At 63.6% G+C, this 15371-nt stretch carries 15 protein-coding genes; 7 read left to right on the top strand and 8 right to left on the bottom strand.

Annotated elements, in window-relative coordinates; all coding sequences use genetic code 11:
* Positions 1-4 precede the first annotated feature (4 nt).
* Positions 5-529, top strand: coding sequence for a MarR family winged helix-turn-helix transcriptional regulator (locus BKM74_RS16625; RefSeq protein ID WP_086466831.1), 525 nt, complete (start codon positions 5-7; stop codon positions 527-529).
* A gap of 140 nt (positions 530-669) precedes the next feature.
* On the opposite strand, the gene BKM74_RS16620 is transcribed toward BKM74_RS16625, so the two are convergent.
* Both BKM74_RS16620 and BKM74_RS16615 read right to left on the bottom strand, forming a co-directional pair.
* A complete protein-coding gene (locus tag BKM74_RS16620; protein ID WP_086466830.1) occupies positions 670-1194 on the bottom strand; it encodes an aromatic-ring-hydroxylating dioxygenase subunit beta in 525 nt (174 codons plus the stop codon).
* 10 nt (positions 1195-1204) lie between these two features.
* Positions 1205-4060 carry an FAD-dependent oxidoreductase gene (locus BKM74_RS16615; protein ID WP_086466829.1) on the bottom strand — a complete coding sequence of 952 codons (2856 nt, stop codon included), beginning with the start codon at positions 4058-4060 and terminating at the stop codon, positions 1205-1207.
* 153 nt (positions 4061-4213) lie between these two features.
* On the opposite strand from BKM74_RS16615, the gene BKM74_RS16610 reads away from it, so the two are divergent.
* The gene (locus tag BKM74_RS16610; RefSeq protein ID WP_086466828.1) at positions 4214-4585 is read left to right on the top strand and encodes a hypothetical protein; all 372 of its coding nucleotides are present in this window, start codon (positions 4214-4216) and stop codon (positions 4583-4585) included.
* A gap of 104 nt (positions 4586-4689) precedes the next feature.
* On the opposite strand, the gene BKM74_RS16605 is transcribed toward BKM74_RS16610, so the two are convergent.
* Both BKM74_RS16605 and BKM74_RS16600 read right to left on the bottom strand, forming a co-directional pair.
* Positions 4690-5091: a PaaI family thioesterase gene (locus BKM74_RS16605; protein ID WP_176342583.1), complete on the bottom strand. Its 402-nt coding sequence runs from the start codon at positions 5089-5091 to the stop codon at positions 4690-4692.
* Positions 5091-6338: a D-amino acid dehydrogenase gene (locus tag BKM74_RS16600; protein WP_086466826.1), complete on the bottom strand. Its 1248-nt coding sequence runs from the start codon at positions 6336-6338 to the stop codon at positions 5091-5093. Before BKM74_RS16600 ends, BKM74_RS16605 begins: the two co-directional genes overlap by 1 nt.
* Before the next feature lie 179 nt (positions 6339-6517).
* Here BKM74_RS16600 and BKM74_RS16595 point away from each other — a divergent pair, with 179 nt between their 5' ends.
* Positions 6518-7246, top strand: coding sequence for a GntR family transcriptional regulator (locus tag BKM74_RS16595; RefSeq protein WP_086466825.1), 729 nt, complete (start codon positions 6518-6520; stop codon positions 7244-7246).
* Between the two features lie 23 nt (positions 7247-7269).
* Here BKM74_RS16595 and BKM74_RS16590 read toward each other — a convergent pair whose 3' ends face one another.
* The 3 genes from BKM74_RS16590 to BKM74_RS18885 all read right to left on the bottom strand — a co-directional run bounded on the left by BKM74_RS16590 (position 7270) and on the right by BKM74_RS18885 (position 10303).
* Entirely contained in the window at positions 7270-8589 is a 1320-nt protein-coding gene (locus BKM74_RS16590; RefSeq protein WP_086466824.1) for a TRAP transporter large permease, read from the bottom strand.
* 13 nt (positions 8590-8602) lie between these two features.
* Complete coding sequence (locus BKM74_RS16585) at positions 8603-9091, bottom strand: TRAP transporter small permease subunit (protein ID WP_086466823.1); 489 nt, start codon at positions 9089-9091, stop codon at positions 8603-8605.
* A gap of 120 nt (positions 9092-9211) precedes the next feature.
* Complete coding sequence (locus BKM74_RS18885) at positions 9212-10303, bottom strand: twin-arginine translocation signal domain-containing protein (protein WP_217895516.1); 1092 nt, start codon at positions 10301-10303, stop codon at positions 9212-9214.
* 142 nt (positions 10304-10445) lie between these two features.
* On the opposite strand from BKM74_RS18885, the gene BKM74_RS16575 reads away from it, so the two are divergent.
* Genes BKM74_RS16575 through BKM74_RS16560 form a run of 4 tightly spaced genes read left to right on the top strand, consistent with a single transcriptional unit; the run spans position 10446 to position 14336 of the window.
* The gene (locus tag BKM74_RS16575; protein WP_086466821.1) at positions 10446-11270 is read left to right on the top strand and encodes a maleate cis-trans isomerase family protein; all 825 of its coding nucleotides are present in this window, start codon (positions 10446-10448) and stop codon (positions 11268-11270) included.
* Positions 11271-11273: 3 nt separating this feature from the next.
* Entirely contained in the window at positions 11274-11765 is a 492-nt protein-coding gene (locus BKM74_RS16570; RefSeq protein ID WP_086466820.1) for an L-2-amino-thiazoline-4-carboxylic acid hydrolase, read from the top strand.
* A gap of 25 nt (positions 11766-11790) precedes the next feature.
* Positions 11791-12801: a zinc-binding dehydrogenase gene (locus BKM74_RS16565; protein ID WP_086466819.1), complete on the top strand. Its 1011-nt coding sequence runs from the start codon at positions 11791-11793 to the stop codon at positions 12799-12801.
* Between the two features lie 14 nt (positions 12802-12815).
* Positions 12816-14336 carry a class I adenylate-forming enzyme family protein gene (locus tag BKM74_RS16560; protein WP_086466818.1) on the top strand — a complete coding sequence of 507 codons (1521 nt, stop codon included), beginning with the start codon at positions 12816-12818 and terminating at the stop codon, positions 14334-14336.
* Here BKM74_RS16560 and BKM74_RS16555 read toward each other — a convergent pair.
* A complete protein-coding gene (locus tag BKM74_RS16555) occupies positions 14329-15285 on the bottom strand; it encodes a threonine/serine dehydratase (protein ID WP_086466817.1) in 957 nt (318 codons plus the stop codon). The two genes, BKM74_RS16560 and BKM74_RS16555, sit on opposite strands and share 8 nt — an antisense overlap.
* Positions 15286-15371: the final 86 nt, after the last annotated feature.

Genomic DNA, 15371 nt, shown 5'->3' with positions numbered 1-15371 from the left:
CCGCATGGCGGTGGAAAAGAAACTGACGACCGACGGCACCCCGGCGGAAGCCAACGAGGACAGCCTGATCATGTCGCGCATGCCGCTATGGGCGCGGCCGGGCTATCTCGTGCGCCGGCTGCATCAGATCCATTACGCGCTGTTCTTCGAGGAATGCGCCGCCTTCGACATCACGCCGGTGCAGTACGGCCTGCTGACTACGCTCGCGCAGAATCCCGACATGGACCAGAACTCGCTGGGCCGCGAACTCGGCATCGACCGCACCAATGTCGCCGATGTGCTGAACCGCCTGGCCAAGCGCGGCCTCGTCGAGCGCCAGCGCAGCAAGACCGACCGCCGCATGGTGCTGTGGTGCCTGACAGCGCAAGGCGAGAAGGTCACGGCGGAAATGTACGAGGCGATGCAGCGCGCCCAGATCAAGCTGATGGAGCCGCTGCGCCCCGAGGAACGCAACGCCTTCGTCACCATGCTGATGCGGCTGGTGGACGGCAACAACCATCTGGGCCGCACGATTTTCCGGCCGAGCTGATCCGCTAAAGTTTGGAACGCAGTTATTCTTTCTCTTTCGTCATGGTCGGACTTGATCCGACCATCCATTGATCGAGCGAGCAGCACAGACTGATGGACCCTCGGGTCGAGCCCGAGGGTGACGATGGAAAAATTAGCCGACTACACCGGATAAACCACCGAATTGTCGATCAGCAGATTGTCGTAAACCGCGCGGCGTTCCTTCAGCTTCAGCGCGCCATCGACCCGCACGAACACGTCATAGTAGGTGCCGATCTGATGCAGTGTCGGTTCCGGCCGGTCAAACAGCGTTTGCAACAGGATGTAGTTCGAGGTGGCGACGATCTCGCCATTCGCGTGGCTCTCGACCACCCGGCAGTTGGTGATGAAGTGGCGCATATAGCGGGGCGCGAACATCGCCGTGTTCTCGATGGCGAAGATCCGGTCGCGCAGCATGCCCTTGCCCTCGCAATAGACCAGCCCGACCGGCAGGTTGCTGGCGAAATTCTCCCGCGCGGTGATGACGTATAGCGCCTCCTCGGCGAAGAAATCCGGCCAGTCCGACAGCGGGCCATTGTCCAGTGCCTCGGCATAGGCGGCGTTGAACTCCTCGATCTCCTGGCGCAGCAGCAGCCGGTCGAGCATCTCGTCGTTCTTGCTCGGGGTCTTCAGGGAGGTAATGGTCATGTCCGTCTCCTTAAACCCCGATCACGCCGCGCCAGTGCTTGTACATGGCACGGATCGCGGATTCCGAAATCAGCGTGTCGGCGGTGCCGGTCGCCGTGCCGGGATCGAGCGCCACCAGATGCTCGCCGTCCGGCACGTTCTTCATGCCATCCTGCACGAACTTGATCGCCTCATTGTCTTCCAGCCCAAGGAAACCGGCGGGCCCCATCAGATTGCCCTGACGCAGCCGGTGGCGGGTCATTTCCTCATCATCGCCCTCGAAGCCGAACATGGTCCAGATCATGGTGAACTGGTTCGGCCCTTCCGGCACGATATGGCGCACGCCCAGCGTGTTCATCTCGCGCTGCACGATCAGGTTCGGCCAGATGGTGGACATGGTGACCGACCAGGGCGAGTCGAATTCCGGCTTGAAATCCATGAAGCGCGGCTCTTCCAGCACCATGCCTTCCTTGTAGGCGCGCATCTCCTTCTTGGCGTCGGCGCTCACATTCTTGCCGTCGGATTTGGCCGAGCACATGGCGCCATGACGGCCGCTCTCGTCGCACAGCATCTGCGACTTGTTGCCGGCGACCAGCAGCCCGAAAGTGACCAGGAAAGTGTGCAGCAGGGTGGCGTGGTACGGGTCCTTCAGATTCTCGTGATAGAGCTTCCAGTTGCCCGGCAGCGTGTTGCGGTAATAGCCCAGCACGACCAGCTTGCGGCCGTCGAAGGTGGCGTCGAATTCGCGCGTCATCTCCGGGCCGAGATAGGCGTCGAACGGCTCCATATCGTCGGCATAGGAGGCGAAGATCACACCGCCGCGCGTGGTGACGCTGAGATGGCGCGGATGGTGATCGGCCGGATCGAAATCCGCCGGCATGCCGCCCTTGCCATCGACGCCGCGGCGGAACGGGATGCCCGCCAGGTTGCCTTTCAGGTCGTAGGACCATTGATGGTACGGGCAGACGAATTCCTTCACATTGCCGCGCAGCTCCCGGCAGAACTCGGCGGCGCGGTGCGAGCAGCGATTCTCGAAGACATTGATGCCGCCATCCTCGTCGCGCGACACCACCACCGGGACCGGGCCGACGAAGGAACGCGTGAAATCGCCCGGATTGGGGATTTCCGCTTCCAGCCCGACATAGTTCCAGGTGCGGCCCTTGAAGATCTTCTCGACCTCCAGGCCGTAAATATGATCGTCGGTATAGACCCAGTCGGGCACGCGGCTCAGACCTTCGGCCGGCCAGACATAGTGCTTTGCCGGATTTGACGCCGCTTCCGGCACGCTCTCCAGGCTGCGCTCATACCCCATGGAACTCTCCTTCTGCTCGTCGAGCCAGCGCAGACCCGTCAGGCCGGCGCTGAGGTCCGCGCCGGTTGCGAACCGGCGGCGGGCAATGCGGAACGTCTCCGCATCGCCAAAGATGATGGCGCTGGCGATAACGCCGTCGCGCTCTGTCAGATAGACCGATTCCGGCTGGCCGATCTCGCCCTGCACCGCCACCCGGTCGCCGGCATGCGGAATGCCGGCCATCTGGATGTTGAGGCCGAATTGTTCGGTCCAGAACCAGGGCTGCTCGCCGGCTTCCACCGGCTTGCCCAGCATGGCGAGCGCAGCGGCGCGGCCCTGCGCTTCCGCATTGGCCCAGCTTTCCAGCCGGATACGCGCACCGGCAACCGCTTCCGGATAGAGCGCGCAATCGCCTGCCGCGAAGATATCCGCATCCGAGGTGCGGCAGGCCACGTCGATGACGATGCCGCCAGCCAACACGGACAGGCCGGCCTGCTCCGCCAGTTCGGTATTCGCGATGGCGCCGATGCCGGCCACCACCAGATCGGCGGTCAGGTCGCCGCCATCAGCAAAGGCCAGTGTCGTTCCCTCGCCGGTGCGCCGGATCGACTCGATCTGTGTGCCCAGCCGGAAGGTGACACCCTTCGATTCGGCGAGCGTCTGAAAAGCCTGGCCCAGCGCCGGCGGCAGAATGCGCGACATCAACGCCGGCTCGCGCTCGATCACCGTGACGTCCAGCCCCTTCTCGCGCGCCACCGAGGCGATCTCCAGCCCAATGAAGCCGCCGCCGATCAGCGCCAGGCTGCGCGCCTTTGCCAGCGCCGCGCCGATGGTCTGGGCATCCTCCAGCGTGCGCAGATAGAGCACGCCCTCGCCCCGTTCCCCTGTTGGGCCGTCCGGTAGCTTCCGCGCCCGGGCGCCGGTGGCGATCAGCAGCCGGTCATAGGACAGTGTCTCACCGGTGGACAGCGTTACCGACTTCGCCTTGCGGTCGATGGCCGTGGCGCGGGTACCGGTACGCAGATCGATATCCAGCGCGTCGAACTCGGCCGGCTTCAGCACGGCACAATCCTCGGCGCCGGCCTTGCCCAGCAGGACGTCCTTGGACAAAGGCGGCCGTTCGTAGGGGCGATGCGCCTCCTCCGCAATCATCACGATGCCGCCATTGAAGCCCTCGCCGCGCAGATGCTGCGCCGCGCGGCAGCCAGCCTGGCCGCCGCCGATGATAACGAAACTCCGATTATCCTGCGCCAGTGCCGCCTTCGGCGCCTCAACCTCAGCGGCGGGCGCCTCCAGATCGACGAAGATATCGTCGCCCTCGCGCTTAACCCGGTAGGTGGCGAGCCGTCCGGTGACCGGGGCGCATTGTGCTTCGCCGGTGCGGATGTCGAACTGCCCCTGATGCAGCGGGCATTCGATGCAACCATCCTCGACATAGCCCTCCGACAGGAAGGCGAACTGATGGGTACAGATATTGTGGGTGGCGTAAATCGTGCCATTGAGCAGATAGAGCGCCACCGGCTTGCCGGCGACATCGACACCGATGACACCACCCTCTTTCAGATCGCGAAAAGACGCTGCGCGCAGCCAGCCCATATCTTCAAGCCCGTCCTGCCGTGGCAATAAGATCAGTATGCCGCCTATTTTCAGCCCTATCAAGCCACAGCTTGGCCCCAGGCTTTACGGCGGAAATATATTCAGTGTACCTTCCTATTCAGACCGAAACACGGACACACAGGAGGCTTCAGCATGGCCCAGGAACCCTTGGCGACGAAGGGCAATTTCCTTCACATCTACGACTTCCGCATCAAGCCGGGCACCGAGGCCGACTTCATCCGGCTGTTCGAGGAATTCGACTATTCAGACGGCAATCCGATGCACAAGAGCTGGGCCCAGGTGAAGGACGGCGTGCTGTGCCGCGACACCGAGGACCCGTTGCGCTTCTTCCTCATCGCCGAATGGTCGGACATCAAGGAACATGCGGCGATCCGCAAGATCCTGGCGGAAGAGATCAAGCCGGAATTCATCAAGTTCATCGAAGGCGGCAAGTTCGTCCCGAAATATGTCGAGGTGGTCTCTTCCACGCCCGAGGAAATCCTGAACAAGGCGGCGGGAGAGTAGCTTTTATTCTTCGTCATGGTCGGACTTGATCCGACCATCCAGCGAACGGCCCCGCCGCTCTGGACCCTCGGGTCAAGCCCGAGGGTGACGATGTAATGATTGCCTCACAGCGTCGAGTAGGTCGCCCGGCCGATGGCCAGCAGCACGCCGGCCTCGTTGAACACATCGACATCGGCGATGCCGACGCTCTTGCCGTTGCGGCGCACCTTGGCGACGGCGACCAGGTCGGTGTCGATGGCTGGGCGCAGGTAATCCACGCGGAAATTCACCGTCGGCAGCGGCTTGCCGACCAGATAGGCCAGCGCGAAATCGCCCACCGTGTCGATGACCGCGGCGATCGGCCCGCCATGCCACTGGCCGGTGCCCGCCTCGCGCGCCATTTCCGGCCGCATCGGTGCACGCACCGTCAGCTCCTGTGTGGCGGTATCCAGCTTCACCAGCTTCAGCCCCAGGAAGGCGATGAAGGGCGAGGAATCGAAAATCGCCTGGATGTCGGTTTCATTCATCACTGCATCACCCTCATACCGGTCAAATCCAGAGCCGGCACCTTGCCGGCGATCAGGTCGGCGGTCACCCGCGCCGAGCCCGGCGCCATGGTCCAGCCGATATGGCCGTGGCCGGTATTGAACCACATGTTCCGATAGCGCCCGGCGCCGAAGATCGGCGTGCCTTCCGGCGTCATCGGACGCAGGCCGGCCCAATAGAACGGCTTCGAATAATCCGCCCCATCGGGATAGATATCCTGCACCGCCTTCAACATATGCGTGTAGTCGGACGGCTGGTGGCTCTTGTCATAGCCGGCGAATTCCGCCGTCGCGGTCACCCGCATGCGGTCACCAAACCGCGCATAGGCGACGAGGTTGTCCTCGTCCACACCGCCGACGGTCGGCGGGTTGTTGCGGCCCTCGATCGGCATCGTCACCGAATACCCCTTGATCGGATAGATCGGCAGGCGCACGCCGAGCTGCTTCGAGAGGCGCGGACCGAATACGCCGAGGCTAAACACGAAACCATCCGCCTCGATACGGCCGGTCGAGGTGCGTATGGCGGCGACCTTGTCGCCCGCCAGTTCGAAGCCCTGAATCTCGCAATCGAAGACGAACTTCACGCCCTGCCCCTCGCAATATTTCGCAAGGTTCTGGGTGAACACGCGGGCATCGCCGCTCTCGTCCGACGGGCAATAGATGGCACCGGCGAATTTGTGCTTCACCGGCTCCAGCGCCGGATCGATTTTCGCCGCCTCGTCCGGGGTGATGGCGCGCAGCTCCAGCCCCTCCTCGCTGAGGATGCGGGTATTGGCGCTGCCGCGCGCGTAGCTTTCCGGCGTGCGATAGAGATAGAGCAGACCGCCGGTCACGCCGTGATACTCGATCTTCGTTTCGGAAGCGATACGGTGTAACTGCTCTTGCGAGTACATGCACAGCCGCACCTTGCGCTTGGTATTGATGCGGGTCTTCTCCGCCGTGCAATTCTGCAGGAACCGCAGGGACCAGAGCCAGAGCTGCGGGTCCAGGCTGGGTTTGAAGCGCAGCGCCTGGCCCTCCTGGAACAGCGATTTCAGCAGGATCTTCGGCGCCTTGGGCGAGGCCCAGGTATAGGCATGGCCGGGCGAGAACAGACCGGCATTGGCGAAGCTGGTCTCCGAGGCCGGCTCCGCCAGCCGGTCGATCACCGTCACCTCATGCCCGTCCTTCATCAGCTCATAAGCCGTGGAGACGCCGATGACGCCTGCCCCCAGAACCGCTATCCGCATAGGTTTTCCCTCGCCTTCTCTTTTGCCGTTCGGTCGAAGATTGTTCTTTTCGTCCTGGACACCACTTTAAATTGCCCAAGTCGAGACAGTTTTGTCGACACAAGTGTATCCATCGAAGCATTATTGAACGTGTGCGATGGACGGTCTATAGGGAGCGCCTGCAAATTGGAGGAACCGCAATGAATAACCGGATCGAGAGCAATCCGGCGTTTTCTCCCACACGCCTGAAGAGCATCCGGGCGGCCGACAGCGTCAATCGCGTCTATCAGGAGATCAAGGAACTGGCCGTCGAGTACCGGTTCCGCCCCGGCCAGAAGGTGAACGAGGTCGAGCTCGCCGAAAGGCTGGGCGTCAGCCGCACGCCGGTGCGCGAGGCATTGAACCGGCTGGTGCGCGACGGCTTCATGAGTTTCGTGCCGAACAAGGGCTTTTACGCGCGCGAATTGTCCGCCGATACGGTGCGTCAGCTGTACGAGCTGCGTGCCGCCATCGAATGCGCCGCCTACCGGCTGGCCTGCGCGCGCGCGACCGATCTGGAGATCGAGGAAGCGGTGCGTCCGTGGGAGAGTGCGACGGACCCGGCGACCGGCTTTTCCCAGACGCGGATGGCCGAAGCCGACGAGGCGTTTCACATGGCGGTCGCCCGGCTGTCCAAGAACCCCGAAATGATCGACGCCCTGGAGCGGATCAACGCCCGCATCCGGTTCTTCCGGCGCACCGACATGGAGACCCAGCCGCGACGGCAGGAGACGTTCGATCAGCACGCCCGCGTTATCGGGCATCTGCGCCGGCGCGAACCGGAAGCCGGCGCGCGGGTGCTGGAACAGCATGTCACCCTGAGCTCGGCTCACGCGATCCTCGTCACCAAGGAGGTTGTCGCCCGCATCTTCCTCGCCCCCTCCGCCTGAACCGCGCCTTCGCTTCCCTCATCTCAGCGCAGCACCACCGGCAACCACAGCGCCAGTGCCGGCCAGAAATAGACCACGGCACCGGTCAACAGCTGGCAGGCAACGAAGGGAACCACGCCCTTGTACATTTCCAGCGTCCGGAAATCCGGCGGGGCTATACCGCGCAGATAGAAGATCGATGGCGCCATCGGCGGCGTGACGTAGGAGGTCTGGATCATGATGATGACCAGGATCGCGAACCACAGCGGATCGATTCCGGCCGGCGCCAGGAACGGCATGAACAGCGGAATGCAGATCAGCACCACCGACACCCAATCCAGTAGCGCGCCCATCAGGAAGACGATACCGAGGAACAGGAACAGCAGGCCGGTCGGACCGAGATCCAGCGCGTGCACCAGGTCGGTCACGAGGGTGCCGCCGCCCTGCAGGCGGAAGACGCTGGTGAACATGGTGCCGCCGACCACGATCAACAGGATCATCGAGGTGATCACCACCGTCTTGTAAGCGGCCCCCCAAAGCCCCTTCCAGGTGAAGTCGCGATAGATGATGTTCAGCAGCACGGCGCCCGCCGCACCGACACCGGCAGCCTCGGTCACCGCCGCGATGCCGGCCAGAATCGAGCCGACGACGGCGACGATCAGCAGCAGCGGCGGGATGAGCGCCACCAGCGTCAGTTTCAGCTTCTCGGATAGCGGCATGTCGAATTCGCTGGGATCGATGCGCGGCGCCGCCTGCGGACGGATCGTGCAGTAGAGCAGAATCCAGCCGATGAACAGCGCCACCATGATGCCGCTCGGGATGATCACGGCCGCCAGCACATCGCCCACTGGAATCTGCGCCACCGAGGCGTAGATGATGACGACAATGGAGGGCGGGATTATGGTGCCCAGCGAGCCGCCGGCGCAGATTGTGCCTGAAATCAGCGATTTTTCGTATTTGTTGGCGACCATGGCCGGAATCGCCAGCAGGCCGACCATCACCTCCACCGCGCCGACGATGCCGGTACCGGCAGCGAAGATCGCGCACATGCTCATGGCGGCCAGCGCCAGCCCGCCCGGCAAGCGGCCGAGCCACAGCTTCATCACCTCGAAGACGCGGCGGCCGATCCCGGAATTCTCCAGCACCGCGCCCATGAAGATGAACAGCGGCACGGCGGCCAGCGCATAATTGTTCGCCACGCTGCCGACGAAGCGATAGAGCTGCAGGCCGGCAAGATCAATGCCGAAGAACGGGATGGAAAACCCGACGGCGATGACGATCAGGCTCAGCGAAACGGGCATACCCAGGAAAATCAGCGTCATTGCAGCCGGAAACATCCAGGCCGCGAGTGGCAGGGCAGACATTATCCCGTTCCTCTCAGTGCTGCGTCGATTGTTCGGCCGGCGCGACAACCCGCGCCAGGACCTGGAGCCACAGGGCCGACAGCCCGATGGCCAGCATCAGCCGGAACGGCCATATCTTCGGCTGCCATGGGCTGACCGTCTCAACCTCCCCGCTGACCCAGGCCTTCCAGAACTCCCCCCAGGCGGCATAGGTCACCAGGCTGATGGCCGGCAGGATGAGACACAGGAAGACGGCGATTTCGATCACCCGAAACCAGCGCTCGGGCATCGCCTTGGAGAACACATCGATGGAGACATGCTGGTTCAGCCGCAAAGTCATGGCCATCGCCAGGACGAAGATCGCCCCGTTCAGCATGTAGGAGATGTCGAACGCCCAGATGGTCGGCGCGTGAAACGCATAGCGCGACGTCACCTCGACCATGGTGACGACAACCAGTCCGAAGGAGGCCAGAACGGCCGCGGCGGCGCACACGCCGGAGATCCGCCCGATCAATCGAGTCATGAACTATCCAGAAAAACGGCCAGAAAAAACGAACCAAAAGAAACGGCGAGCTTAAAAAGCTAAACAACACCGGATAAGGAAGGGGCGGCGAACCGGAACCGGCACGCCGCCCGCCTTTCGTCAGTCAACCGCCCGATAGACGGCGTTTTCTGCCCAGTCGTCGTAGAAGCCGTAATAGGAATCCGTGACCTTCTTCATCCACGGATCACCCTTGGCTGTCTGCTCCTCGGCTTTCTTGTAGGCCCACTTACGGCCAGCCTCGCGCAGATCGACCGCCAGCGACGGATCCGGCGTGATGATCTCGGCCTTGCTCTTGCGCATCTCCTTCATCGCCTTCAGATCCTCGATGGTCCAGGCAAAGAGGGTTTCAGGCGTCGATGCGAGGGCGGCCGTCTCGATCATGTACTTCACATCGTCGGGCAGTGCATCCCACTTGGCCACCGGCATGATCAGCTCGAACATGAAGCAGTTGGTGTGCGGCCCCGGCATGATGATGTAGGGGGCGGCGTTCTGGAAGCCCATCTTGATGTTCTCGGCCGGGCTCGACCACTCGATCGCGTCCACGCCCTTGCGCTCCAGCATCGTGTAGATCTCGCTGCCGGCGACCGTGGTCGCGGCACCGCCGAAATACTCGTTCAGGATCTGCGCCCAGGCACCGGCGGTGCGGAACTTCAGGCCCTTCAGGTCGGCCGAGGTCCGGATCGGCACATGCGAGTGCCAGATCTCGTTCGGCCCGATGCTGAGCGGAATCGAATGCAGCTTCATCGTCGCCCGGCGATGTTCGGCCAGCAGCTCCTGGCCGCCGGCCTTGTACAGCCAGTGCATCATCATCTCGGGCGGCATGCCGCCGACATGGCCGCCATAGAAGGTGTTCACCGGATCACGGTTGACGATGTAGAGCGGCGTCAACTGGCCGGCATCGGCAATACCGTCCTCAACAGCCTTGTAGGCTTCCAGCGGCGGCGACAGCACGCCCCCCGGAAACGGCTGAAATTCGATCCGGCCGCCGCTGAGCTTCTTGACGCGCTCGACGAAGGGAAGAATCGTCAGTGTATAGAACAATGAGGTTTCGCCGGAAAAGTGATTCAGGCGGAATTTATAGGTCTGCTGCGCCTTGGCGACCGACGGCGCGGCAATGACGCCAGCACCGGCCGCACCTGCGACAGCGGCACCGGACCCGACATTCTTCAGGAAATTTCTACGGCTTGTCATCGTGATGCACTCCTCTGTTGGGCGGGAGATTCCAGCCATCCGGCCCGACCATTCGGCCTTGTATGAGCCCCACCTCAACTGTATCGTGGAGTGGATACACTTTTGCGTCAAACACAAAACGCGCGAAAAAAGGGCAGGTTTCATGAATCACGTAACGATGCACAAGGATTCGGCAATTGATGCGACATCAGGCGGTACACTGATCAATTTGGAGCATCTCCCTTTTACCACCGATTCCGGGATCGGCGCACGGGCCGCCATCGGCCTGCTGGTTCTGGAAACCGACCAGACCATCGAGGACGAATTCCGGGCGATCTGGCCGCGCGACGGCGTGGCGCTCTATGCGACGCGGCTCCATAACGACGTGATGATCACGCCGGAAACCCTGATGAAAATGAAGGCGGAAATCCCGCCGGCGGCAAAACTGCTGCCTTTCATGACGGATTTCCAGGTTATCGCCTTCGCCTGCACCTCCGGCGCGCTGGTGATCGGCGAAGATACGGTCGCGGAACTGATTCACAGCGTAAAGCCGGGCGTGAAGGTGACCGATCCTGTGACCGCCGCACGGGCCGCCATTTCCTCGATGGGCGTGCAGCGTGTGGCGCTGCTGACCCCCTATCTGAAGGAAATCAATGAGCGGCTGCGTAACAGCCTGATCGAGCGCGGCCTGAACATCCCGGTAATGGGCAGCTTCAACGAGGCCGATGACGATGTGGTGGCGCGCATGACGCCGGACGCGATCCGCGATGCCATCGTGAAGATCGGCTCCCTGCCGGACTGCGACGGTGTGTTCGTTTCCTGCACCTCGCTGCGGGTCGCCAAGATCGCCGAGGAAGCCGAGGCGCTGATCGGCAAGCCGGTCACCTCCTCCAACCACGCGCTGGCCTGGCACATGCTGCGGCTGGCCGGCATCGAGGACGATATCCCCGGCTTCGGCCGGCTTTTCCGCACCAAGCTGAAGAGCTGATCCATGTCGCAGAACCTGCCGATCATCCAGCGCCGGCGGATCGAGGCGGAAATCCTGAAGCAGGTCTATGAGACCGCGAAGGAACGGCATGGCCTGGCCGAGGCGCAGACCCTGATCGGCGAATCGGTGCGCCGCGCCTCCATCGCCCAGGCGCAACAGTTCGCCGCCAGCGAGCCCGAGGGCACCAGCCTGGAGAGCTTCATCCAGCTGTTCGATCTGTGGACCGCCGAAGATGCGCTCACGGTCGAGGTGCAGCATGCCGATGCCGAACGCTTCGAATTCAACGTGGTGCGCTGCCGCTATGCCGAGATGTACCGGGAGATGGGGCTGGGTGATATCGGCCACCTGCTCTCCTGCCAGCGCGACGGCACCTTTTGCGAGGGCTACGACCCCGACATCAGGTTCGAGCGGACGCAGACCCTGATGCAGGGCGCCAGCCATTGCGACTTCCGCTACGCCTATAAGCCCACTGGCAAGCCCACCGGCAAATCCTGAACACGCGATAACAAGGAAGAAAAACGTGAAAGCCATTCTCTACAGCGCCCATGGCGGACTCGAACAGATCAGCCATGGTGAGTTTCCGACGCCGACCGCCGGCCCTGACGAATGCCTGCTGAAGGTCAAGGCGGTCGCGCTGAATGGCTTCGACCCGATGATCCTGAATGGCATTCCCGGTCTGAAGACGCCCTTCCCGATGATCCCTGGCGGCGACATCGCCGGCGAGATCGTCGATGTCGGCACCAATGTGCCGGCCGGTAAGTTCAGGCCGGGCGACCGGGTGCAGGTCGTGCCCTTCCAGCCTGGCATCGGCCAGATGGGCGAGACGCTGCGCGGCGGTGCCTGCGACTATATCGCCGTCGATGCCAAGTTCCTGCTGCCGATTCCCGAAGGCGTCAGCTATGAGCAGGCGGCCTCGCTGCCCATCGCCTATGGCACGGCGCGGCGCATGATGATGGTGCGCGGCCAGGTGAAGGAAGGCGAGAAGGTGCTGGTGCTCGGAGCAACCGGCGGTGTGGGGACAGGCGCGGTGCAGCTTGCCAAGATGGCGGGCGCCTATGTGATCGCCTGCGCCAGCTCCGCCGAGAAGTGCGAAAAACTGAAGGAGATCGGCGCCGACGAGACCATCGACACCTCGAAGGAAGATTTCGTCGCCGCCATCCATGAACGTCACGGCAAGCCACGCATCTGGGGCGGTGGCGGCGTGAATGTGGTGGTGAATTATATTGGCGGCGAGACCTGGGCCAAGAGCCTGAAGGTGATGTGCCGCTTCGGGCGCATGCTGGTCTGCGGTGCCACGGCCGGCTACGACCCGAAGGAGGATATCCGCTACATCTGGTCGTACGAGATGTCCATCGTCGGCTCCAACGCCTGGACGCCGGAAGACCAGACAGCCCTGATGGCGATGGTGCGCGACGGCAAGCTCCTGCCAGTGATCGACCGGGTGCTGCCGCTTACCGAGGCCAACTTCAAGGAAGGCCTGCAGGCGCTGATCGACCGCAAGGTCTTCGGCAAGGTGGTGTTCGTTCCCTGAAAGGCCGCCCCGCGATGACCAACATCCCCAATCTGGGCGCTATCCTGTCCCCCGGCGCCGATCCTGGCCGTACTGTGCTGTGGGATTATGCAGCGGGCGACCCGCCGCGTGCCTGGAGTGCGGAAGAACTGGACGGACTGGCCAACGCGCTGGCCCGCGGCCTGCTGAAACGGGGCCTGAAACGCGGCGATTCCATCGCCGTGCTGGCGGCGAACCGGGCGGAATTCGTGGCGCTCTATTTCGGTGCCATGCGCGCCGGCATCGTGGTGGTGCCGGTCAACTGGAAGCTGGCCGCCGAGACCGTGGCACTGATCACGCAGGATGCCGATGCCCGGCTCGTCGTCGCCGATTCCGAACGCGCCCATCTCGCCCCCGCCGGGGTGCCCTGCATCCTGTTCGGCAGCCCGGAGTGGGACGCCCTGCCCGACCCCGGCCCGTTCGAGGCCATCGTGCCGGAGCCGGACGAGCCGGCTCAGCTCCTCTATACCTCCGGCTCCACCGGGCGGCCCAAGGGCGTGCCGCTCAGCCATCGCGGCCAGCACTGGATGGTGCAGGTGGTCAGCAAGGGCGACAACAGCCAGCATCGGCTGATCGTCGCCGCGCCGATGTATCACATGAACGCGCTGTTCAATCTGAAGTTCGCCTTCCTGAATCGCGCGCAGGTGATCCTGCAGCCGGTGTTCACGGCGGAAAGCTATGTGAAGGCGATCATCGACCACAAGGCAACCTGGCTGACCTGTGTGCCGACCATGATGGCAATGGTTGCGAATCATCTGGGCGACAAGCCGCGTCCGGCGGAATTCGACGGCGTAACCCGGCTGTTCATGGGCTCCTCCCCCTACTCGAAGGCGTTGGTAGACCGAGTCCGCGCGCTGTTCCCGAATGCCCGCATCACCAACGGCTATGGCACAACGGAAGCTGGCGCCGCTGTCTATGGCCCGCATCCGGACGGCATCGCCACGCCGGACGAGGCGCTGGGCTATCCGATTCCCGAGGGCGAGACACGGCTGGTCGCCCCCGATGGCAACGTGGTCGAGGGCGTGGGCGAAGGCATCCTGCAGATGCGCAACCCTGCGACCATGCGGGGCTATCGCCACATGCCAGAGAAGACGGCGGCGGCCCTGCGCGATGGCGGCTGGTATCACAGCGGCGATGTGGTGCGGCGCGACGAACGCGGCTTCCATTATTTCGTCGGGCGCGACGACGACATGTTCGTCTGCGGCGGCGAGAATATCTGGCCGGCCGAGGTCGAACGCCTGCTGGAATCGCACCCTTCGATCAGCCAGGCCGTGGTGGTGCCGATCCCCGATGAGCTGAAGCAGAAGCTGCCGGTCGCCTTCGTTACCCTGCGCGAGGGCGCGACCCTGACGGAACAGGCGGTGAAGCAGTGGACCATCGAGCGTGGCCCGGCCTACCAGCATCCACGTCATGTGTTCTTCGTGCCGGCAATCCCGCTCGCCGGCACCAACAAGATCGACCGCAACGGGCTGACGAAGCAGGCCGCAGAGCTGGCGGCAGCGCGGCGTTCTAGCTGAAGCTGACGGCGCTGGTGTTGGCACCACAGACCAGCACCGCCACCTTCTCGCCAGCCTCGGGCACGTAGCGGCCAGCGAGCAGCGCCGCGAAGGCAGCGGCTCCGCCAGGCTCCGTCACAACACGAACAGACTCCCATAACGCCTTCTGGGCATTACGGATATCGTCATCGCTGACGAGTACGGATTGGGCCACATAATCGCGCGCCAGCGGGAACATCATCGCGCCCACCTGGCGCGGCGCCAGCGAATCGGCGGCGATGCTGCCGGCCTCTGCCTCCACCGGGCGGCCTGCCGCCAGCGCCTTGTTCAGTGTCGGCGCGCCTTCCGGCTCCACCGCCACGATCCGCACCCGGCCGCGATACCAGGCGGAAATGCCGCCGATCAGCCCGCCGCCGCCGACCGCGACCAGCAGGGTGTCGAGCTGCGGCAGGTCCTGCTCGATCTCGGCACCCAGCGTCCCTTGCCCCAGCAGCGTCGTTACCTGGTCATAGGCATGGATCGGCAGGGCGCCGCTTTCCTTCACGAACAACTCACTGGCCGCCAGCGCATCGGCATAGCGCTCACCGCCGATCTCCAGCCTGGCGCCATAGCTGCGGATGCGCTCCGCCTTGGCTGGGCTGGCGATCTCCGGCACGAAGATTGTGGCCGGCACGCCCCGCTTCATCGCCGCATAGGCGACGGCGGCGCCATGGTTGCCGCCCGACGCCGCGACCACGCCAGCAGCCGGGATATCCTGTGTCATCAAACTGGCGAAGGCGCCGCGCGCCTTGAAGGAACCGCTGTGCTGCAGGCTCTCCAGCTTCAGATCGACAGGGTAGGATGCCCCACCGAAATCCGCCATATCCACGCGCAGCACGGGCGTGTGGCGAACATACGGGCGGATCAGCCGGAGCGCCTCGGCGATATTCTCGGGCAACAGGGCGGCTGGGGTATCGGCGTTTGCGGACATGGCTGACTCTGGTGCGGCGGGCAAGGAAGAGAAGCCGTTTTCGCACGGACGCGCCTTTCCTGGCCAGAGCAGATGCGGAAAAACTG

Source organism: Oceanibaculum nanhaiense (assembly GCF_002148795.1).
Taxonomy (GTDB): domain Bacteria; phylum Pseudomonadota; class Alphaproteobacteria; order Oceanibaculales; family Oceanibaculaceae; genus Oceanibaculum; species Oceanibaculum nanhaiense.
The sequence above is the reverse complement of the archived record's forward strand: the minus strand, read 5'-3'. Positions and strand labels throughout refer to the sequence as shown.